Genomic DNA, 20,444 nt, shown 5'->3' with positions numbered 1-20,444 from the left:
GGTTCGCGCCCGAGCCGCGCCACCCCTACCTCCGGGTAACCGCGACCGTCCTAAGCGGATGTTAGGAACCGCGCCGAAACCTTGCCTGGCGGTCACGGATTGTTCACCGTGAGCCGGAACACAGGAGGTCAAAGATGACAACCCGGATCGGCGAATCCACGCCGCCCGTCAGCGAGAGGCGAGTCGTCGGCAACGTGCTGCGCGGCTCGATCGGCAACCTGGTCGAGTGGTACGACTGGTACGCCTACGCCGCCTTCACCACGTACTTCGCGAAGTCCTTCTTCCCCACCAAGGACACGACGGCGGCCTTCCTCGGCACCGCGGCGGTCTTCGCCGTCGGATTCCTCATGCGGCCGCTCGGCGGCTGGATGCTCGGCCGGTTCGCCGATCGCTTCGGGCGACGAAGCGCACTCGTGCTTTCCGTCACGTTGATGGCGGCGGGGTCGCTGATGATCGCGCTGACCCCGACCTACGCCACGATCGGGATCGCCGCGCCGATCCTGCTGCTGGTGGCCCGGCTCATCCAAGGGCTCTCGGTCGGCGGCGAGTATTCGACCTCCGCGACCTATCTGTCCGAAGTGGCCACTCCCGGCAAGCGCGGCTTCTACTCCAGCTTCCAGTACGTGACGCTGTACGGCGGCCAGCTGCTGGCGCTCGGCCTCCAGCTGCTCCTGCAGGCCGTCCTGACCGAGCAGCAGCTGACCTCCTGGGGCTGGAGGATCGCCTTCGTCGTCGGCGCGCTCGCCGCGGTCGTGGTGATGATCCTGCGCCGGGGGATGGACGAGTCGGCCAGCTTCGAGGAGGCCAAGAACTCCGGCACCGGCAAGGACGCGGGCGACAAGGGCACGCTGCGCGCGCTGAGCAAGTACCCCAAGGAGATCGCGCTCGTCGTCGGCCTCACCCTCGGCGGCACGGTGTCGTTCTACACCTTCGCCACCTACAGCCAGAAGTTCATGGAGAACACCGCGGGCATCCCGCGCCGCACGGTCACGCTGATCCTGTTCTGCGCGATCCTCGTCGCCGCCATCCTGCAGCCGCTGGCGGGCAAGCTGTCCGACCGCATCGGCCGCCGTCCGCTGCTGATGTTCTTCGGTATCGCCGGCACGCTGCTGACCGTCCCGATCATGACGCTGATGGGCGGGACGAAGCAGCCGGTGTTCGCCTTCCTGCTGATGCTGTCCGGCCTGGTGATCGTCACCGGGTACACCTCGATCAACGCGATCGTGAAGGCCGAGCTGTTCCCGACGAAGATCCGCGCGATCGGCGTCGGTCTCCCCTACGCGCTCACCGTGGCGATCTTCGGCGGCACCGCCGAGCTCATCGCGCAGGCGCTGAAGGGAGCGGGCCACGAATCGGTGTTCTTCTACTACGTCGCGGGCTGTGTCCTGGTGTCGCTCATCGTGTACGGCACAATGCGGGAAACCTCGAAGACCTCGGAGCTGGACAAGAAGAAGACCGAGGCCGAGCTCGTGTCCGGCCGCGAAGGCTAGGCGGGAAGGTGTGGCCGTGCGGGTGCTGCTCGTCGAGGACGACGCCGGTGTCGCCGACGCGCTCGCCGAAGCGCTGCAGTCACGCGGCCACACCGTCTCCCACGCGATCCGCGGCAGCGACGCGCTGCACCGGCACCGCGCCGCCGACGTGATCCTGCTGGACCTCAACCTGCCCGACATGCCCGGGCTCGACGTGCTCAGGAAGGTCCGCCAGGTGTCGCCGGTGCCGGTGCTCGTGCTCACCGCGAGCGGGGACGAACGGTCCGTGGTGCGCGGGCTGCGGCTCGGCGCCGACGACTATCTGACGAAACCGGTCCGCCTGGCCGAACTGCTGGCGAGGATGGACGCGGTCGTCCGCCGTGCCGCCGTCTCTGCGGCACCACAAGACGGCGTCGTGCGTGTCGAGGACGTCGAGATCGACCTCGGCGCGCGGCGCGTGCTGGTCGACGGGCACGACATCGGGCTCACCGCCAAGGAGTTCGCCGTCCTGGCGGTGCTGGCCGCCCGGCCGGGTACCGCGGTGAGCCGCCAGCAGCTGATGGACGAGGTCTGGGGCGACGCGTACCTCGCCGTCTCCCGTTCGCTGGACGTGCACCTGACCCAGCTGCGCGCGAAGCTCGACCGGCCGGGCCTGCTGACCACCATCCGGGGTTTCGGCTACCGGCTGGGCCGGGACTGAGCGGTGCGCGCCCGGCTGCTGGTCGTCCTCGTCGCCCTCGCGCTGACGGTGGTCGCCGCGTTCGCGATCCCCCTGTTCGGATCGACCGCCGCGCAGCGGACCCAGCAGCTCGTCATCGCCCGCAACGCCGACGTCGACCGGTTCGTCGTCCTCGCCCAGCAGGCGGTCGACGCCGCCGACCCGACCGCGCTGGCCGTCGACGCCGCGCGGTATTCGTCGTTATACGGCGAAGCGGTCGTGGTGGTCGACGCACGCGGGGTGCCGCTGGTCGAAACCGGCGGGATGACCGCCGCGGAACCGGTGGTCCGCTCGCTCGTCGAGGCCGCGCTGCGCAACCAGCCCGCGAAGGGCCCCGAACAGCTCAGCCCGTGGTCGGTGGATCCGGTCCATTTCGCCCGCCCGGTGGGCACCGGGACCCGGGTGGCCGGCGTCGTCGTGCTCCGCGCGTCGGTGACCACGGCGGCGGCCGACGTCGCCGCCCGCTGGGCCGCGATCGTCGCGGGCGCGGTGCTGGTCGCGGCGGTGTTCGTGCTGCTCGCGGTCCTGCTGGCCCGCTGGATGGTGCGGCCGCTGCACGAACTGGAGACCGGCGTGCAGGCGGTGACCGAAGGACATCGCGCGCAGGTCCCCGACCGGGCCGGGCCCCGGGAATTGCGTTCGCTCGCGACGTCCTTCAATCGGATGTCCGACGCCGTCGTCGAGGCGTCCGAACAGCAGCGGCGGCTCGTCGCGGACGCCTCTCATCAGCTGCGGAATCCCATGGCGGCCTTGCGGTTACGGGTGGATTCGCTCGCCGCGCAGGTCGATGGCGACGGCCAGCGGGCCTACCGGGCGACGGTCGCGGAGGTCGAGCGTCTGGAGTCCCTGCTCGACGGGCTGCTCGCGCTGGCGCTCGCCGAAAGCGCCGCGACCCGGCTCGCCGCGGGCGAATCCGGCGAAGAACCCTGCGATCTCCCCGCCGTCCTGGCGGAACGGGTCGACGCGTGGCGTCCGTCGGCCGAAGACGCGGGTGTCGGCCTCGCGGCGTCGGAGGGACACGACGAGCCGGTGCCGGTGCGCTGCGAGGAAAGCGAACTGGCCCAAGTGCTGGACGTCCTGCTGGACAACGCGGTGCACTACGCGGGACGCGGTGCCACGATCACCACCGGCTACGAAATCGGTGCCACGACCGCCACGCTCTTCGTGTCCGACAACGGTCCCGGACTGTCCACAGAGGACCGAGAACGCGCGACCGAACGGTTCTGGCGGGCAGGCGGCGACGGCGCGCCGCGCGGAACGGGCCTCGGTCTCGCGATCGCGAGCCAGCACGTGCTCGCGCGAGGCGGGAAGCTCGAATTGCGCGAGGCGAAACCGCACGGGCTCGAAGTCCGCGTCGAACTCCCTTTGGCGGCAGGGGAAAGAGCATGACCGTCACCAGGCGCACCGCGCTCCTCGCCGGGCTGGCGACGCTCGCGGGCTGTTCGACCGCGGGCTACCGGGGCCCGGAGCGAGAGGTCGTCATCGCGGCGGGCGAGAGCGGCGGTTTCTATCTCGCCTTCGCGGAGCTTTTGGCCCAGCAGCTGAACCAGGCGGAACCACGGCTGCGGGCGATGGCCGTCGCCACCGAGGCCAGTGTCGAGAACCTGCGGCGGCTCCGTGACGGCCGGGCCGATCTCGGGCTCGTCCTCGGGGACGTCGCCGAGTCCGCGTTCCTCGGCGGGGAGCCGTTCTCCGTCCCGATCGCGTTCTCGGCCATCGGCCGGGTCTACGAGAACTACCACCAGCTCGTCGTCCGGGCGGACGGCGGTGTGCGGTCGCTCGCCGACCTGTCCGGGCGGCCGGTGGCGATGGGCGCGAGCGGATCCGGTGTCGCGGTGTTCAGCACGCGGCTGTTCGCCCGCGCCGGCGTGCCCGTCAAGGCGAAGAACCTGCTCTTGGGCGAGGCGATCAACGCGCTGGCCGCGCACGAGGTCGACGCGCTGCTCTGGTCCGGCGGGATCCCGACCCCCGCGCTCACCGAACTGAACCGCACCACCCCGATCACCCTTCTCCCGCTCGACGCGCACCTTCCCGCCCTGCGCGCGGGCTACGGCCCGGTGTACGACCAGGTCCACGTGCCGGCGCAGGCCTATCAGGGAGTCGGCGAGCTGCGGACGATCGGCGTCGCGAACCTGCTGCTGGCGGCTCCTTCACTGCCCGACGACGTCGCGGCCGCGGTGGCGCGGGTACTCGCCGCGCACGCCGCCGATCTCGTCCCCGCGGCCGCGGTGGGAACGCAGTTCCTCGACGTCCGGACGCTGATCGGCACCGGGAAGGTCCCGCTGCATCCCGGAGCCGCCTCGGCCTACCGTGCCCTGCACGGGTGATCCGGGCTCCATCTTGAGAGGGATGCGCGTCGCACCGGAGCGCTGCCAGGGTCGGAGGCAGGCGGCCGCCGGGCCGCCCCGATCCGGAAGGACTCCAGCAGTGGGCGGATTCATGCGGTCGTCACAACCTGGACTACAGGGGACAGTGGGATCGAGACGCACCAGGGTGGTGCGGGGTTCGGCGCTGATCGCGGGCCTCGCGCTCGCGGGCGGGCTCGCCACGGCGGCCCCCGCAGTCGCGGCCGACCAGGTCAAGCTCACCGCACCGGCCCTCACCGGCCCTTACGACGTCGGCACCACCGACCTCCACCTCGTCGACCGGTCCCGCCCGGATCCATGGAAACCGGAGCGGCGCCGGGAGCTCATGGTCACCGTCACCTATCCGGCCGACCGGTCCGCCGACGGGCCACGCGCGCCGTGGCTCACGCCGGGCGTGAGCGCCGTCGTCGACCAGACGCTGGCGGGCAAGGACTACCTCGATCTCCCGGCTGGCTCCATCGACTGGGCGTCGGCGAAACGCCGCGCCGAAACCGGCGTGCCGGTTGCTCACGGTGCGCCCAAGCCCGTGGCGCTCTTCTCCCCCGGTTTCGGCGGCCCTCGCGAGACGTACACGGCGATCGTCGACGACCTCGCCAGCCGCGGCTACGTGGTCGTCTCGCTTTCGCACACCTACGAGAGCGCCGCGGTCGAATTCCCCGGCGGAAGGCTCGAAACGGCCGTTCCGCCGGGCGCGGGACCCGAGTTCATGAAGAAGGCGCTCGACGCCCGGGTCGCCGACAGCCGGTTCGTCCTCGACCAGCTGACGGACATCACCCGCGGGCAGAACCCGGACGCGGAGAACCGGCCGCTGCCGCGTGGGCTCGGCCGATCGCTCGATCTGTCGCGGGTCGGCGCCTACGGTCACTCCTACGGCGGGTTCACCGCCGGCGAGACGATGGTCCACGACCGCCGTGTCGACGCCGGGATCAACCTCGACGGGGCGATGGCCACCGCGTTCGGCTACCCGCCGGGCAGTGCCTACGTTCCCGGCGAGGTCACGAAACGTGGCCTGGACAGGCCGTTCATGCTGATGGGCGCCGAGGGCGCCGACGAGAACGGCAAACCGCTGGAGCACACGCACCGGCATCCCGAATTCGACCGCAGCTGGGCGGACTTCTGGGCCAACCAGCGCGGCTGGAAGCGGGATCTCCTGCTGCGCGGCGGCAGCACGCACATGGCCTACAGCGATCTGCAGATCGTGGTGCCGCAGCTCGGTTCGCGAGTGGCGCCGGAGAAGCGTGAGGCCGTCATCGGCACGATCGACCCCCGTCGTTCGCTGGCCGCGCAGCGGGACTACATCGGCGCGTTCTTCGATCTCCACCTTCGTGGCCGCGACAGGCACCTGTTCGACGGCGAATCGCCGCGCCATCCGAACATCGATTTCATCGACTGAGCGGATCGCGCGTGAAGGCCCCCTTCCCTCTGCTGAGCCGGGGGAAGGGGGCCTTCACGTAAGTTGGAGTCCGTGACCGAGCCACGGAAACCGATCGTCGAAATGCCGCTGCGCGTGCGCTACCACGAATGCGACGGGCAGGGCATCGTGTTCAACGCGCACTACCTCGCCTATGTGGACATGGCCATGTTCGAGGTGGAGAAGGCCCTCTTCGGCTCCCACCAGGAGGCGCTCGCCCGCGGTGTCGACGTCGTCGTCGCCGAATCGAACCTCCGCTACCGCGCGCCTTGCCGCTACGACGACGAACTCGTCGTCGCCGTGTTCCTGAACCACCTCGGCTCGACGTCGCTGATCATCGACTTCGAGATCACCCGCGGCGGCGTCCTGTGCACCGAGGTCAAGACCCGCTACGTCTTCGTCGATCCGGCGACGCTCAGGAAGACGGCGCCGCCCGCGTCGGTGCGCGAGGAGTACGCCGCCTTCCTGCCCGCTCAGGCGGACTGAACGCCGGGCCGCCGGTCTTCGACGACGTAGCTGGCCCGCGTGCTGATCGGCGCTCCGGGCGTGTTGACGAACGGCACCACCCGGAAGTCGCTCCGCCAGCGCTGCCGGTTGACGTTGACCCGGACATACCCGCGCTGGTTGTTGAAGAACTTCATGTGCGGGTTGGCCTTCAGCAGGTTCTCGCCGGCGGGCGTCATGTCGGCGCCGTTGCCGCCGCTGGTGATCGAGGTCCCGACGAACTCGCTCGCCACGGTGGGCGAACCGGGGTCGCCGAAGTCGCGCTTGAGGTCCCAGGCGTAGTTCTGGTGCCTGTCGCCGGTGATGACCACCAGGTTCCGCACCCCGCGGTCCTGGGCGGCGGCGAGCACACGGTCGCGGTCGGCGACGTAGCCGTCCCACGGGTCGAGGTAGACGTTCGTGGCCTCGCCCGCGTCGGTGTCGGTCTGGCCCATCGGGGCCTGGTTGCCGAGGATCTGCCACCGCGCGTGGGATCGGGAGAACCCGTCGAGCAGCCAGTTCCGCTGCTCCGAGCCGAGCAGGGTGCGGTCCTCGTCGAACCGCTCGGTGCAGTTCGCCGACTGGCCGTCGCCGCACGGCTGGTCGTCGCGGTACTGGCGGGTGTCGAGCATGGTGAAATCGGCCAGCGTGCCGTAGCTGAGCCGCCGGTGGAGCCGGGCGTCCGGCCCCTTCGGCAGCTGGGCGATGCGGTACGGCAGGTGCTCGTACATCGCCTGGAAGGCCTGCGCACGCCGCTGGCGGAACACGGCGCGGTCCTGGTCCGGTTCGTTGTCGATCTGCGAAATGTCGCCCGCCCAGTTGTTCTCCACCTCGTGGTCGTCGTTGACGTGGATCCACGGGAAGGCGGCGTGCGCGGCCATCAACGGCGCTTCGGACTTGTAGAGGGCGTACTGGAGCCGGTAACGGGCCAGGTCGAAGGTCTCGCCCTTGAACTGCGGCCCCACCGGCGTCCCGCGGCCGACACCCGTGACACCGCTTTCGTAGAGGTAGTCGCCCAGGTGCACGACCAGGTCGAGGTCCTCGGCCGCCATGTGCTCGTAGGCGGTGAAGTGCCCGGCCTCCCAGCTCTGGCACGACGCGAACGCGAAGTTCAGCTCGCGCGGCGACGACCATGCGACCGGCGCCGTCCGGGTGCGGCCGACCGGCGAGATCACGCCGCCCGTGCGGAAGCGGTAGAAGTACTCGTGATCCGGCGCGAGACCGTGGACCTCGGGATGCACGGAGTGCCCGAGTTCCGGCGTGGCGACCACCGACCCCCGGCGGACGACGGCGCGGAAACGCTCGTCGAGCGACACTTCGTACTCGACGCGGACAGGCGTCCGCGGCATGCCGCCGAACCCGTCGGCCTCGTAGGGCTTCGGCGCGAGCCTGGTCCAGAGCACGACACCGCCGGGCAACGGGTCGCCCGACGCGACACCGAGGGTGAACGGGTCGCCGGCTCCGCGAGCGAGCGGCATCGCGCCGGCGGCGTTCCAGGCACCGGTCCCCAGCAGGACGGCGGCCGCGCCGGCGGAGCCGTAACCGAGGAAGCGACGCCGCGACAGGGGATGAGGGAGCGAAGGCATGAAGCCCTCCTGTGGTGGGATGGTCACGGGTGGGCCTCATGCTCGCCCGCCTTGATGGCCACCCGGCCGCGCTGAGGCGAAGCGCCCGTGAACGAAAGACGATCAACCCTCGTGTTCCGCATCCTGTTCTACCGCCCGGAAATCCCGCCCAACACGGGTAACGCGATCCGCTTGACCGCGAACACCGGCTGCGAACTCCACCTGGTGGAACCGCTCGGTTTCACGCTGGAGGACAAGCAGTTACGGCGCGCCGGGCTCGACTACCACGACCTCGCGCGCGTCCACGTCCACGCGGATCTCGACGCGGCTTGGGCGGCGCTCCTCCCCGCGCGGGTCTACGCGTTCAGCGCTTCGGCGACGCGGCTGCACACCGACGTCGCGTACGAGCCCGGGGACGTCCTGATGTTCGGGCCGGAGTCGGCGGGGCTGCCTCTTGAGGTTCAAGGGGCGCCACAGATCACCGATCGGGTGCGGCTGCCGATGCTGCCGTCGAGCCGGTCGCTGAACCTTTCGAACACCGCGGCCATCAGCGTCTACGAGGCCTGGCGGCAGAACGGCTTCGCGACGCCGTAGCCCCACGGCCTGTGCACGTCGCGAAAGCCACTTTCGGGACATCAGACGTCCCGAAAGTGGCTTTCGCGACACAGTCGCTGGACGGCCCCAGCCCGAATGCCCTGAACGCTCAAGCGCCGATCAGGGCAGGCGTTGCCCCAGGAAGAGCGAAGCCGCCGCACCGATCATCAAGACCAGCGTCCCCAGGATCACCCAAGGCCTGCTCGCGTCGGCGTCCTTCAGCTCGTACCCGATCTGCTCACCGAGGTCGTCGTACACGCGTTTCAGCTCGTCCGCGCTCGCCGCCTTGTAGAAGTCGCCGCCCGAAAGACGCGCGATCTCCTCCAGCGATTCGTCGTCGACCTTCACGTCCTGCGGTTTGCCGTCGATGTCGACCGAACCGTGCGTGGTGCCGAACGAGATCGACGAGATCGGCACCTGAGCCTGCTTCGCGGCCTGAGCGGCCGTGTAGCCGCCGCGCGGGGCGTACAGGTCGTCCGGGACGGTCTGCTTGCCGTCACTCATCAACACGATCCGGGCGGGCGGCGGGCCCTCCGCGCCACCGACGATCGCCGAGAAGCTCTCGATCGACTGCAACGCGGCGAAGATCCCTTCACCGGTGGCCGTCGACTGAGCCAGCTTGAGGTTGTCGATCGCCTTCACCACTCCGCCGCGGTCGGTGGTCGGCGCGACCAGCACGGTCGCCGTCCCCGCGAACGAGATCAGCCCGAGGTTCACGCCGGGAGTCATGTTCTGCGCGAACGAACGCGCCGACTCCTGGGCCGCCTTAAGCCGGGTCGGGGCGACGTCGGTCGCCTCCATCGACAGCGAGGTGTCGATCACCAGCATCACGGTCGCCCGGTTGCGGGGCACCTTCTGCTCGGCGGTCGGCCCGGCGAGCGCGACGGTGAGCACCAGCAGCGAGAGCACGATCAGGATGGCGGGAACGTGCCGCACCCATCCCTGGCTCTTCGGCGCGACCTTCTCCAGCAGCTCAAGGTTGGCGAACCGCATGGTCCGCTTGCGCCGCGCGCGCTGGGACAGCACGTAGCCCACGACCACCGCGGCGACCGCCAGCAGCAGCAGGAACCACCACGGCGACGCGAATCCGGTGAGGCTCACGCGACACCACCGGACCAGCGGCGCTTGCGGGCCACCACGAACCGGACCATGTCCGCGATCCAGTCCGAATCGGTGCGCAGCACCAGATGCGCGGCACCGGCCCGGCGCAGCGCGGCCGCGACCTCCTGCCGGTGTGCGTGCGCCGCGGCGCCGAATTCCTTGCGCAGCAAGGCCGAAGCGTGCACTTCGCGCTGTTTCCCTGTCTCCGGGTCGGCCAGCACGACGGTGCCCACGTCGGGCAGGTCGATGTCGCGCGGGTCGAGGACTTCGATGGCGATGAGATCGTGGTGCCCGCCGAGCGCGCGCAACGGGCGCTGCCATTCGGTGTCGCCGAGGAAATCGGAGATCACGACGGCGAGCCCGCGACGGCGAGGCGGACGGCGCAGTTTCTCCAGTGCCGCGGCGAGATCCCCGCGGACGCCTTCCTCGGCACGCGGGGTCTCGGCGATCTTGCGGACCAGCCCCCGCGCGTGCGGGAGCCCGCCGCGCGCCGGGATCCGCGTGATGCTGCCCGCGCCGTTGGAGACGAGCGCGCCGATCCGGTTGCCGCCACCGCCGGTCAGATGGGCGACGGCGGCCGTCGCGCAGACGACCAGGTCGCGCTTCTCGCACAGCGCCGTGCCGAAGTCGAGGCTCGCGGACACGTCCGCCACCAGCCACGTCTCCAGCTCGCGGTCGGCGACGGTCTCCCGGATATGCGGGCTCGTCGTCCGCGCGGTGACCGCCCAGTCCATCCGGCGGACGTCGTCGCCGGGCTGGTACGGCCGGGCCTCCCCCGGTTCCGAGCCGGGCCCCGGCACCAGGCCGAGATGGTTTCCCTGCAGCAGTCCGTCGAGACGGCGGCGCACGTCGAGTTCGAGCGTGCGCAGGCCCGCCTCCATCCGCTCCCCGCGGAGTACCGGCGGAGCCCAGGAAGGACGTTCGCCCTTCTCGTTCTTCACGCTCGCTTCCCTACCTGACCGGTGCGCCGGCCGGGACCGGGCCGCCCTGCCCGGTGCCGCCCTGCGGACGGGCCGAGACCTGCGGCAGCGGCACGGTCTGCAGCACCCGCGTGATGATGTGGTCGATGGGGACGCCGTCGGCCAGCGCGTCGTAGGACAGCACGAGCCGGTGACGCAGCACGTCGGGAACGACGTCGACGACGTCCTGCGGCAGCACGTAGTCCCGCCCGCGGACCAGCGCCAGCGCGCGGGCCGCGGCGATGATGCCGAGGCTGGCACGCGGCGAAGCACCGTAGGACACCCAGCCCGCGACGTCGGCGAGGCCGTGGTCGTTCGGCGTCCGGGTGGTGAGCACGAGGCGCACGACGTAGTCGACCAGCGCGTGATGCACGAAGACCTGCGAAGCGACGTTCTGCAGCCGCACCAGCTCCGCCGGGCTCAGCACCTCTTGCGGGGTGGGCGGCGTGACGCCCATCCGGTAGATGATCTCCCGCTCTTCCTCCGCGGTCGGGTACTCGACGACGATCTTGAACAGGAAGCGGTCGCGCTGCGCCTCGGGCAGCGGGTACACACCCTCGTTCTCGATCGGGTTCTGCGTGGCGAGCACGAGGAACGGGTCGGGCATCGGGAACGTCTGGCCGCCGATCGACACGTGCCGCTCGGCCATCACCTCGAGCATCGCCGACTGCACCTTCGCGGGCGCGCGGTTGATCTCGTCGGCGAGCACGAAGTTCGCCACCACCGGGCCGAGCTCGACGTCGAACCGCTCGGCGCCCTGCCGGTAGATCCGGGTGCCGAGGATGTCGGCGGGGACCAGGTCCGGGGTGAACTGCACGCGCGAGAACGAGCCGCCGACCACTCGCGCGAAGGTCTCGACGGCGAGGGTCTTCGCGACACCGGGAACGCCTTCCAGCAGGAGGTGTCCCCTGGCCAGCAGGCCGACCAGCATCCGCTCGACCAGCCTGTCCTGGCCGACGATGATCCGCTTGACCTCGAACACGGTCCGCTCCAGCAACTGGGCGTCCCGCGCCGGCGTTCCGGGCTGCTGCTGCGCGCCGTCGGCGTAGCCGGGCTCGGTCACTCGTGCCTCCTGTGTTCCCCGCTTGCGTTCTTGCGTCCGGATGTGACCGTAGTGCTCGGTGACACAGCCGTTCGTGACGGTAGCCAACCCGATCAGCGGTATGACGGCTGTGAAGGGGCCTCGCCGCGGAATTTCACCAGGTCGTCCCAAGCCTGCTTCGGGTGCATCGCCATCCGCTGGCGGACGACGGCGAGCCGGTGCAGGCGGGGCGTCAGCCGGTCGCCGGTCAGCGTGTCGTCGAAGATCTCCAGCACGGTGGCGCAGAACAGCACGAAACAGCCACTGTGCCAGCGCAGATCGCTGATCGCCGCGCCGTCCCCGTCGCCGCCGGCCACCAGCCGCTCGGCGAGCCCGGCCAGCTCCCCCGGTGCTTCGGTACCGGGAATGCCGAGCAGTTCCGTGGTCAGCGCGGTCAGCTCCGGCGACCGGTCCAAAGTGGCCGCGGTGGCGATGAAGGCGCGGGCCTTGCCCGCCAGCTCCCCCGTGACGAGGCTGCGCGCGACGATCTCCAGTGACGGCTGGTAGACCTCGTTCGCGAGATCGACCAGCTCGATGGCGCAGCGTTTGAGGTCCCGGGGCAGGCCTCCCGACAGGCAGTGCGCCAGGTAGCAGAACTGTTCGGAGATCCCCCGCAACCGCAGGGCGATCCAGAGCCTGCTTTCGCCCAACGTGAACGGTTCGAGCCGCACCATCTCCGAAAACGCGCTGTCGAAGGCGTCCCGGACGCCGAGCCCGCGCTGTTCGAAGCCGAGCACGGCGTCATCCGAGACGGACACGAAGAACAGGCACCCCGGGACGTCGAAGACACCCTTCACGTCGTTGATGAACTGATGCGCCTTCTCGGGTTCGCCGATCTTGTCCAGTTCGTCGATCGCGATCACCACCCGGCCCGCGACCCGCTCCACCTCCAGCCGCCGAGCCGCCTCTTCGGCGAACTCGCGGAACTTCTCGACGACCTCGGGATGGGTGAGCTGCTGTTCGGCGCGCTGCGTCGACCACGTCCGGCCGGCCTCACCCTTCAGCGGCATGCTGAGCTTCCCGGACCACCCGGTCGTGTAGGTCTGCAGGAACCGGATCCGGTCGAGCTGCTGCTCGGTGAGGCGACGTAAGCCCGCCAGACGGACATCCCGGCGGCGCGCGATCAGCAGCCGGACGATCGCGGCTCCGGCCGCCAGCACGCCGAACACCAGCCGCAGCAGGAACAGCGACACCACCCCGAGGGCGATCAGCCGCCCGACCGGCTGTCCCGTCCACACCTGCTGAGGCGTCACCCGCCCGTTCGCGACATCGAGCGCGAGCGTCCAGAGGTCCTGCCACGGCGTCCCGCCCCACAAAAGCCAGACGCCCGACGCCGCCGCTCCGCAGAAGACCAGGAACGCCAACGTCTTCCGGAGTGAGCGCCCGAGTATCCGCCGCCGCCGGAGACGGCCGGACACCGTGCGCGAGCCCTTCGAGATCTTCGCCAGCACCGCCTTGCAGAGCAACGCGTGCAGGTGCAGCACGAAGTCGCGTGCCTCGTACGCCGCGGGCGCGGAGGCGACCACGACCAGCGGCGCCGCTCGGTCCGACCGGCTCAGCAGGCCCTGCTCCAGCGAGCGGATCGACGTCGTCTTTCCGGTCCCCCGGTGCCCGGCCAGCGCGACGGCCACCGACTCCGCGCGATCGACGATCCGGCGCAGCCGTTTCACCGCGGCCGTCCGCACCAGCCCCGTTTCCAGCTCCGCCGAGGCGTCCGGCTCTTCGAAGACGAGATTCACGCCGTCGCGGATCCGCCGGTGATCCCGGAGATGGTCCCGCAGCGCGGGCAGGACGATCTCCCGCAACGCGAACTCCCACCGGTCGCCCAAGCCGATCATCTCCGGATGCGCCCACTCGTCGGGGCGTTGCCAGCCTTCGGTGACGAAGAGACCGGGGATCCGGCGTCCGATGACCAGGACGGCCATCCCGATCACCGCCCCGAGCCCCAGCACGCCGACGAGCTGGAAGGGCACCGGCATCGACGACCACGACAGCCGCAGGATCCGGAGGTAGCCCACGAGGAGCGCGCAGGTCACGAGCAACCAGCCCACCTCCCGGACGGTCATCCGCCGGAACGGGAGGCGCCTGGGCCGTTCGAAGACCACGCCCGGCCGTTCCCGCTCCATCCGGATCCGCGCGAGCGCGGTGACATCGCCGAGCACGGCCGCACGAGCGTCCTCGGCGCGCAATCCCTCCCTACGGAGTCCTGAGGCGATCTCCGGCTCGGTGAGAGCTTCGTCGAGGACGGCTTCCAGCGCCAGCAGCGAGGACCACGTGTCGAAATCCTCGATGAACCCTTCGCCGTCACGCAGGACGTCCGACTCGTATTCGTCCGGATGCAGGTCGCTCACCGGCTTATGATGCCGAACCGCGCGCCCGCGTTCCCCGGCTTCGGTCAGGAAAACCGGTCCAGATCCTCCGGCGTGTCGATGTCGTCGCTCTCTCCCGGCTCTTCGGGGACCTCGACGATCTCCAGCCCGCCCAGCGTCCGCCGCAACGACGCGTTCTCCACCGTTTCCGGCAGGGCGCCGCGCAATGCCTCCGCACGCCAGGCGCCGAGCAGCCACTGCCGCTCCCCCGAGGCGTCGACCAGCACCGCGCCCGAAGCCCGGCCGAGCGCCGCCAGCAGCCGGTCCACAGTGGACTTCCGGACGCCGGCGAGGTCACCGGCCAGCACCACGACGATCTCCGTGCGCACCATCGCGAGCCCGGCCGCCAGCGCGGCCACCGGCCCCGTTCCGGGTGACGACTCCCTGGTCCAGACGACGTCGCCGAATCCCGGCCGTTCCGGGCCGACGACGATCACCGGATCCGCGTCCACGAGTGCCGCCAAGGCCCTGGCCAGCAGAGGTTTCCCACCGACGGGGAGCGCGGGTTTGTCCACACCGGACAGTCGACGCGCGGCGCCGCCCGCCAGCACGATCCCCGCGTAAGACACTCTCTAGGCCCGGCCTTTCAAAGCGCGCTTTCGGATTTCCGCAGCCGGGCCGCGGCATGGGCGAGCTGCTCGCTCAGCCGTGTCAGCGGCCCGCCTCCGCAAATCCGAGGCCTCCGGCCGAAAAGAAACGCGCGCGCGTGTCCTCGTCTGAACTGCCGGCTTCAGTTCGGGAGACACTCTGTCAGCCGATCAAGCGGGCCGCGTACGGCATGATGCCGCCGTACCGCACGGGCGCGATCCGGACCCGCAGGCCCGACTGCGGCGCCTCGACCATCTGCCCGTTCCCGAGGTACATCGCGACGTGATGGATGCCGCGTGCGCTGCCGCCCCAGAAGAGCATGTCGCCGCGGCGCATCTGGGAAAGCGGCACCTTCCGCCCGGCGTTGTACTGATAACCGCTGTAGTGCGGAAGCGACGTCACCCCGGCGAACGCGTAGATCATCAGGCCCGAGCAGTCGAAGCCGATCTTGTTGTAGTCGCCGTAGCGGTCCGCCGTCCCGCCGTCGCGGATACCGCGGGTCGGGCCGGAGGTGTTGCCGCCACCCCACGCGTAGACGACGCCGAGCTGGGCCAGCGCCCGCCGGACGACGGCCTCGACGCTCGCCCCGGCGGGGGCCGACTGGACCGGCCTGCCGGACGGACGGCCACCGCCGCCCTGACTGGGCCTTTCCGCGGCTAGGGCGGCCTGACGAGCGCGCTCCTCGTCTTCACGGATCTTCTGCGCCTTCCAGTCCTCGTAACGCTGCCGCTGCCCCTGCAGGCCGCTGACCTTCTGCTGCGCTTCGAAGAGCTGCTTCTCGACACTCGCCTTGTCGGCTTCGAGCTTCTGGTTCTGCGCGGCCTGGGTGTCCTGCGCGTGCTGCGCGGCGCGCTGCGCGTTGTCGGCCTCGTGCTTCGCCGCCTCGGCCGCGCGCTTGCGCTCCTGCGCGATCTCCAGCTTCTTGCGCGCGGTCGCGTCCTTGTTGGACTTGTCCGTCTGCGCGCGCTTCATCGTGTCGAGCGCGTTGAGCCTGCTGCCGCCGACCGCGTCGAGCATCTGGGCGCGGCCGAGGAGTTCCTTCGGGCTGTTGGCGGTCAGGTACGCCGACACCGAGCCGATCGTGCTGCCCTGCTGGAAGCTGGCGGCGGCGAACTTGTCGAGATCGGCGCGGGCCTTGTCGATGGTCGCCTGCGCGGCGTCGGATTCGGTCCGCGCGGACCGCGCCTCGCGATCGGCCCGCGCGGCTTCGTCCTGCGCGGTCTCCGCGTCGACCCTCGCCTTGTTGGCCTCTTCCATCTTCAGCTCGACGTCGTCGTTGAGCTGGGCGAGCTTCGACTCGGCCTGGGCCAGCTGGTTCGTGAGCCTGCCGACGTCGCCCGCCTTGGCGTTGGCGTCGGCCTTGCTGGAATTGATCTCGGAGTCGCTGGGGTTCGGCGGAGGCGGCGGGACCGCGACGGCCGTACCCGTCACCCCGAGCAACAGGGCGATGCCGAGCGCGCCGATGGTCATGCCACGGCGGGCACCGGCCCCCGACCCGGCTTCACCACGCACGATCCGCCCACCTCCTGATCTTGAACAATGAGCTCACTGTGCCACTGCCGTCACAGCATTACCAGAAGCACCACCAGGAACTTACACACCGTAGGCACCATTTCCCCTCAACGGGGGACGAACAGACGAACGGTGCGTCACTCGAACGGCCGCAGGTGGATGAGACCTTCGCGACCCGCGTGTCGGCTTGCCAGGTAAAAAGGACGGGCGTACTGTTTGAAGGGACGAACGAGGTGTGCCATCCCGCGTCCGGACCTACGGTGGGGGTGCGCAAGACTCGCTCCCGGCCGGCCCGAACGGCCTGGAGAACTCACCGAACTGACCCGCCACTGGAGTTAGAAGTGACCGCACCCGCCAGCAAGGACAGCTTCGGCGCCAAAGACACGCTGAAGGTGGGCGACGCCTCCTACGAGGTGTTCCGCCTGAACAAGGTCGAGGGCTCCCAGCGCCTTCCCTACAGCCTGAAGATCCTGCTCGAGAACCTGCTGCGGACCGAGGACGGCGCGAACATCACCGCCGACCACATCCGCGCGCTCGGCAACTGGGACGCCAAGGCCGACCCGTCGATCGAGATCCAGTTCACGCCCGCCCGCGTGATCATGCAGGACTTCACCGGCGTGCCTTGCGTCGTCGACCTCGCCACCATGCGCGAGGCCGTCACCGACCTCGGCGGCGACCCGGACAAGGTCAACCCGCTCGCCCCCGCCGAGCTGGTCATCGACCACTCCGTGATCATCGACGTCTTCGGCCGCGCCGACGCCTTCGAGCGCAACGTCGAGATCGAGTACGAGCGCAACCGTGAGCGCTACCAGTTCCTCCGCTGGGGCCAGGGCGCCTTCGACGAGTTCAAGGTCGTCCCGCCGGGCACCGGCATCGTGCACCAGGTCAACATCGAGCACCTCGCGCGCACGGTGATGGCCCGCAACGGCCAGGCGTACCCCGACTCCTGTGTCGGCACCGACTCGCACACCACCATGGTCAACGGCCTCGGCGTGCTGGGCTGGGGCGTCGGCGGCATCGAGGCCGAGGCCGCCATGCTGGGCCAGCCGGTCTCCATGCTCATCCCGCGCGTCGTGGGCTTCAAGCTCACCGGCGAGATCCCGACCGGCGTGACCGCCACCGACGTCGTGCTCACCATCACCGAGATGCTGCGCAAGCACGGTGTGGTCAGCAAGTTCGTCGAGTTCTACGGCGAGAGCGTCGGCGCGGTGCCGCTGGCCAATCGCGCCACCATCGGCAACATGAGCCCGGAGTTCGGCTCCACCGCGGCGATCTTCCCGATCGACGAGGAGACCGTCCGCTACCTCAAGCTCACCGGCCGGTCCGAGGAGCAGGTCGCGCTCGTCGAGGCCTACGCCAAGGAGCAGGGCCTCTGGCACGACCCGTCGCACGAGCCGGAGTACTCCGAGTACATCGAGCTGGACCTGTCGACGGTCGTCCCGTCGATCGCCGGCCCGAAGCGCCCGCAGGACCGCATCGAGCTCACCGACGCGAAGAACTCGTTCCGCAAGTCGATCCACGACTACGTCGGCGGCGAGGAAGTCCCGCACACCAACGTGGACGAGGCCGTCGAGGAGTCCTTCCCGGCCAGCGACCCGGCCGCCCTCTCGTTCAAGGACGAGGGCGCGGTCGACATCCAGTCGGCGGCGAACGGCCACAGCGGCCGCCCGACCAACCCGATCAAGGTCAGCACCTCGGACCGCGGCGAGTTCATCCTCGACCACGGCGCCGTGGTGATCGCCTCGATCACCTCCTGCACCAACACCTCCAACCCGTCGGTCATGCTCGGCGCGGCGCTGCTCGCGCGGAACGCGGTCGACAAGGGTCTCGCGGTCAAGCCGTGGGTCAAGACCTCGATGGCGCCGGGCTCGCAGGTCGTCACCGACTACTACGACAAGGCCGGCCTCTGGCCGTACCTGGAGAAGCTGGGCTACCACCTGGTCGGCTACGGGTGCACCACCTGCATCGGCAACTCCGGCCCGCTCTCGGACGAGATCTCCGCGGCGATCCAGGAGAACGACCTCACCGCGGTTTCGGTGCTCTCGGGCAACCGGAACTTCGAGGGCCGGATCAACCCCGACGTGAAGATGAACTACCTCGCGTCGCCGCCGCTGGTCATCGCGTACGCGCTCGCCGGCACGATGGACTTCGACTTCGAGAACCAGCCGCTCGGCCAGGACTCCGACGGCAACGACGTCTTCCTGAAGGACATCTGGCCGTCGGCCAAGGAGATCCAGGAGACCATCGACTACGCGATCACGCAGGAGATGTTCACCAAGGACTACGCCGACGTCTTCGACGGTGGCGAGCGGTGGAAGTCGCTGCCGACTCCCGAGGGCAAGACCTTCGACTGGGACGCGGAGTCCACCTACGTCCGGAAGCCCCCGTACTTCGAAGGCATGAAGGCGGAGCCGTCCCCGGTCACCGACATCTCCGGTGCGCGCGTGCTGGCGAAGCTGGGCGACTCGGTCACCACGGACCACATCTCCCCCGCCGGCGCGATCAAGCCGGGCACCCCGGCCGCGCAGTACCTGACCGAGCACGGCGTGGAGAAGAAGGACTTCAACTCCTACGGCTCGCGTCGCGGTAACCACGAGGTCATGATCCGCGGCACCTTCGCGAACATCCGGCTGCGCAACCAGCTGCTGGACGACGTGCAGGGCGGCTACACCCGCGACTTCACCCAGGACGACGCCCCGCAGGCGTTCATCTACGACGCGGCGCAGAACTACGCGGCGCAGGACATCCCGCTGGTCGTCCTGGGCGGCAAGGAGTACGGCTCCGGTTCGTCCCGTGACTGGGCGGCCAAGGGCACGCGCCTGCTGGGTGTGCGCGCGGTGATCACCGAGTCGTTCGAGCGCATCCACCGGTCGAACCTGATCGGCATGGGCGTCATCCCGCTGCAGTTCCCGGCGGGCGAGTCGGCCTCGTCGCTCGGCCTCGACGGCACCGAGACGTTCGACATCTCGGGTATCACGAAGCTGAACGACGGCGAGACCCCGCGCACGGTCCACGTCACCGCGACGAAGACCGACGGCACCAAGGTGGAGTTCGACGCGGACGTCCGCATCGACACCCCGGGTGAGGCGGACTACTACCGCAACGGCGGCATCCTGCAGTACGTCCTGCGGAAGATGACCAAGGCGTAAGCACGGCACACGAAGGCCCCTTTCCCCGCACTTTCGGGAAAGGGGCCTTCGTGCGTTTTTCGGTACTGTGCGGTATGAGCATGGGGAGAGTTCAGGTCGAGAACGGCGAATTGGCGTACGAGGTCCGGGGTGAAGGCGATCCGGTGATCCTGCTCCACGGCGGGATGCTCGATTCCCGGATGTGGGACGCCGAGATGGCGGCGCTCGCACCACACCACACCGCCATCCGGTACGACGCGCGCGGACATGGCGAGTCGTCCACCCCGACAGAGCGGTTCAAGCATTACGAAGATCTCCGCGCGCTGATGATCGCGCTGGAACTTCCCCGCGCGTCACTCGTCGGGTTGTCCGGCGGCGGGCGGATCGCGGTCGATTTCGCGCTGACCTACCCGGACATGGTCGAGAACCTCGTCCTCGTCGCGACCGGCCTCAGCGCGATGGTGACGAAGGATCCGTTCGTCCTGGAGCAGAACAAGAAACTCGAAGAGGCGGGCGCCCGAGGCGATCTCCCCGCCGCCATCGAATGCATCCTGCGCATGTGGGTGGACGGCCCCCGGCGCGAGCCCGCGGACGTCGATCAGCGGGTCCGGCGGCTGTGCCAGGAGATGTACACGCAGACGATCGTGCGGCACGGGCTTTCGGGCTTCACGCTGATGGACGAACTGCGGGCCGTCGAACGCACCGGCGAGCTGACCCCGCGAACCTTGACCTTGGTCGGAGATCTGGATTCCCCGGACATCGCCGCCCTCTCCGACCAGATCGAGTGCGATGCGCGCGACGCGCGGAAACTCGTCGTCCCCGGGGTCGCGCACATGATCAATCTGGAGAAGCCCGCCGAGTTCTCGCGGATACTGCTGGATTTCTTGGGGCGGTCGTGAGTGGCGATTCGGGTTATTGACCCGTAAGTCAAACGTGGCGTGGGCCCTCTTCGCTGACGCCTAAGCGCCGCTGAGTGTCCACAAGGGACATTCTTCGACTGTGCGGTGTCCGTTTTATGTCTATTTATACGATCCTGGCCGAGGTGGTGGGTGGGGCAATTGGTTTTTAAAACAAATTTGAACCAAAAACACAAACCCAAA

16 protein-coding genes are annotated in these 20,444 nt (G+C 69.6%); 9 read left to right on the top strand and 7 right to left on the bottom strand.

The features are described 5' to 3' along the window. The first annotated feature begins 134 nt into the window (after positions 1 to 134). The 6 genes from ACIRGA_RS20260 to ACIRGA_RS20235 all read left to right on the top strand — a co-directional run bounded on the left by ACIRGA_RS20260 (position 135) and on the right by ACIRGA_RS20235 (position 6,450). Positions 135 to 1,490: an MFS transporter gene (locus ACIRGA_RS20260; RefSeq protein WP_400943027.1), complete on the top strand. Its 1,356-nt coding sequence runs from the start codon at positions 135 to 137 to the stop codon at positions 1,488 to 1,490. A 16-nt stretch (positions 1,491 to 1,506) separates the two neighbouring features. After that, positions 1,507 to 2,169 (top strand): response regulator transcription factor, encoded by a 663-nt coding sequence (locus tag ACIRGA_RS20255; RefSeq protein ID WP_400943025.1) that lies wholly within the window; start codon positions 1,507 to 1,509, stop codon positions 2,167 to 2,169. Positions 2,170 to 2,172: 3 nt separating this feature from the next. Next, positions 2,173 to 3,576, top strand: a complete 1,404-nt coding sequence (locus tag ACIRGA_RS20250) for a sensor histidine kinase (RefSeq protein WP_400943023.1) — start codon at positions 2,173 to 2,175, stop codon at positions 3,574 to 3,576. Beyond that, positions 3,573 to 4,514, top strand: coding sequence for a TAXI family TRAP transporter solute-binding subunit (locus ACIRGA_RS20245; protein ID WP_400943022.1), 942 nt, complete (start codon positions 3,573 to 3,575; stop codon positions 4,512 to 4,514). Before ACIRGA_RS20250 ends, ACIRGA_RS20245 begins: the two co-directional genes overlap by 4 nt. A 145-nt stretch (positions 4,515 to 4,659) precedes the next feature. After that, complete coding sequence (locus tag ACIRGA_RS20240) at positions 4,660 to 5,946, top strand: alpha/beta hydrolase family protein (RefSeq protein WP_400943020.1); 1,287 nt, start codon at positions 4,660 to 4,662, stop codon at positions 5,944 to 5,946. A 72-nt stretch (positions 5,947 to 6,018) separates the two neighbouring features. Beyond that, a complete protein-coding gene (locus ACIRGA_RS20235) occupies positions 6,019 to 6,450 on the top strand; it encodes an acyl-CoA thioesterase (RefSeq protein WP_400943018.1) in 432 nt (143 codons plus the stop codon). Here the strand turns inward: ACIRGA_RS20235 and ACIRGA_RS20230 are convergent. After that, the gene (locus ACIRGA_RS20230) at positions 6,438 to 8,033 is read right to left on the bottom strand and encodes an alkaline phosphatase D family protein (protein WP_400943017.1); all 1,596 of its coding nucleotides are present in this window, start codon (positions 8,031 to 8,033) and stop codon (positions 6,438 to 6,440) included. The two genes, ACIRGA_RS20235 and ACIRGA_RS20230, sit on opposite strands and share 13 nt — an antisense overlap. Before the next feature lie 111 nt (positions 8,034 to 8,144). On the opposite strand from ACIRGA_RS20230, the gene ACIRGA_RS20225 reads away from it, so the two are divergent. After that, positions 8,145 to 8,606 carry a tRNA (cytidine(34)-2'-O)-methyltransferase gene (locus ACIRGA_RS20225; RefSeq protein WP_400943015.1) on the top strand — a complete coding sequence of 154 codons (462 nt, stop codon included), beginning with the start codon at positions 8,145 to 8,147 and terminating at the stop codon, positions 8,604 to 8,606. Positions 8,607 to 8,726: 120 nt separating this feature from the next. Here the strand turns inward: ACIRGA_RS20225 and ACIRGA_RS20220 are convergent, their stop codons facing one another. The 6 genes from ACIRGA_RS20220 to ACIRGA_RS20195 all read right to left on the bottom strand — a co-directional run bounded on the left by ACIRGA_RS20220 (position 8,727) and on the right by ACIRGA_RS20195 (position 16,216). Continuing rightward, positions 8,727 to 9,707: a VWA domain-containing protein gene (locus ACIRGA_RS20220; protein WP_394360951.1), complete on the bottom strand. Its 981-nt coding sequence runs from the start codon at positions 9,705 to 9,707 to the stop codon at positions 8,727 to 8,729. Further along, a complete protein-coding gene (locus tag ACIRGA_RS20215) occupies positions 9,704 to 10,588 on the bottom strand; it encodes a DUF58 domain-containing protein (protein WP_225950060.1) in 885 nt (294 codons plus the stop codon). The genes ACIRGA_RS20220 and ACIRGA_RS20215 overlap by 4 nt, the downstream gene beginning before the upstream one ends. A gap of 70 nt (positions 10,589 to 10,658) precedes the next feature. Then, a complete protein-coding gene (locus ACIRGA_RS20210) occupies positions 10,659 to 11,729 on the bottom strand; it encodes an AAA family ATPase (RefSeq protein WP_400943014.1) in 1,071 nt (356 codons plus the stop codon). A 92-nt stretch (positions 11,730 to 11,821) separates the two neighbouring features. Continuing rightward, positions 11,822 to 14,098, bottom strand: coding sequence for a hypothetical protein (locus tag ACIRGA_RS20205; protein WP_400943013.1), 2,277 nt, complete (start codon positions 14,096 to 14,098; stop codon positions 11,822 to 11,824). Positions 14,099 to 14,142: 44 nt separating this feature from the next. Then, complete coding sequence (locus ACIRGA_RS20200; RefSeq protein ID WP_400943012.1) at positions 14,143 to 14,685, bottom strand: molybdenum cofactor guanylyltransferase; 543 nt, start codon at positions 14,683 to 14,685, stop codon at positions 14,143 to 14,145. 181 nt (positions 14,686 to 14,866) lie between these two features. Beyond that, positions 14,867 to 16,216 (bottom strand): NlpC/P60 family protein, encoded by a 1,350-nt coding sequence (locus ACIRGA_RS20195; protein WP_400943011.1) that lies wholly within the window; start codon positions 16,214 to 16,216, stop codon positions 14,867 to 14,869. A gap of 341 nt (positions 16,217 to 16,557) precedes the next feature. On the opposite strand from ACIRGA_RS20195, the gene acnA reads away from it, so the two are divergent. After that, a complete protein-coding gene (acnA, locus tag ACIRGA_RS20190; protein ID WP_400943010.1) occupies positions 16,558 to 19,365 on the top strand; it encodes an aconitate hydratase AcnA in 2,808 nt (935 codons plus the stop codon). Between the two features lie 80 nt (positions 19,366 to 19,445). Then, the gene (locus tag ACIRGA_RS20185) at positions 19,446 to 20,243 is read left to right on the top strand and encodes an alpha/beta fold hydrolase (RefSeq protein ID WP_400943009.1); all 798 of its coding nucleotides are present in this window, start codon (positions 19,446 to 19,448) and stop codon (positions 20,241 to 20,243) included. Positions 20,244 to 20,444 lie beyond the last annotated feature (201 nt).

The organism is Amycolatopsis sp. NPDC102389 (assembly GCF_044765885.1).
In the GTDB taxonomy this organism is placed as follows: domain Bacteria; phylum Actinomycetota; class Actinomycetes; order Mycobacteriales; family Pseudonocardiaceae; genus Amycolatopsis.
This window is presented reverse-complemented; position numbering and strand designations above follow the sequence as displayed.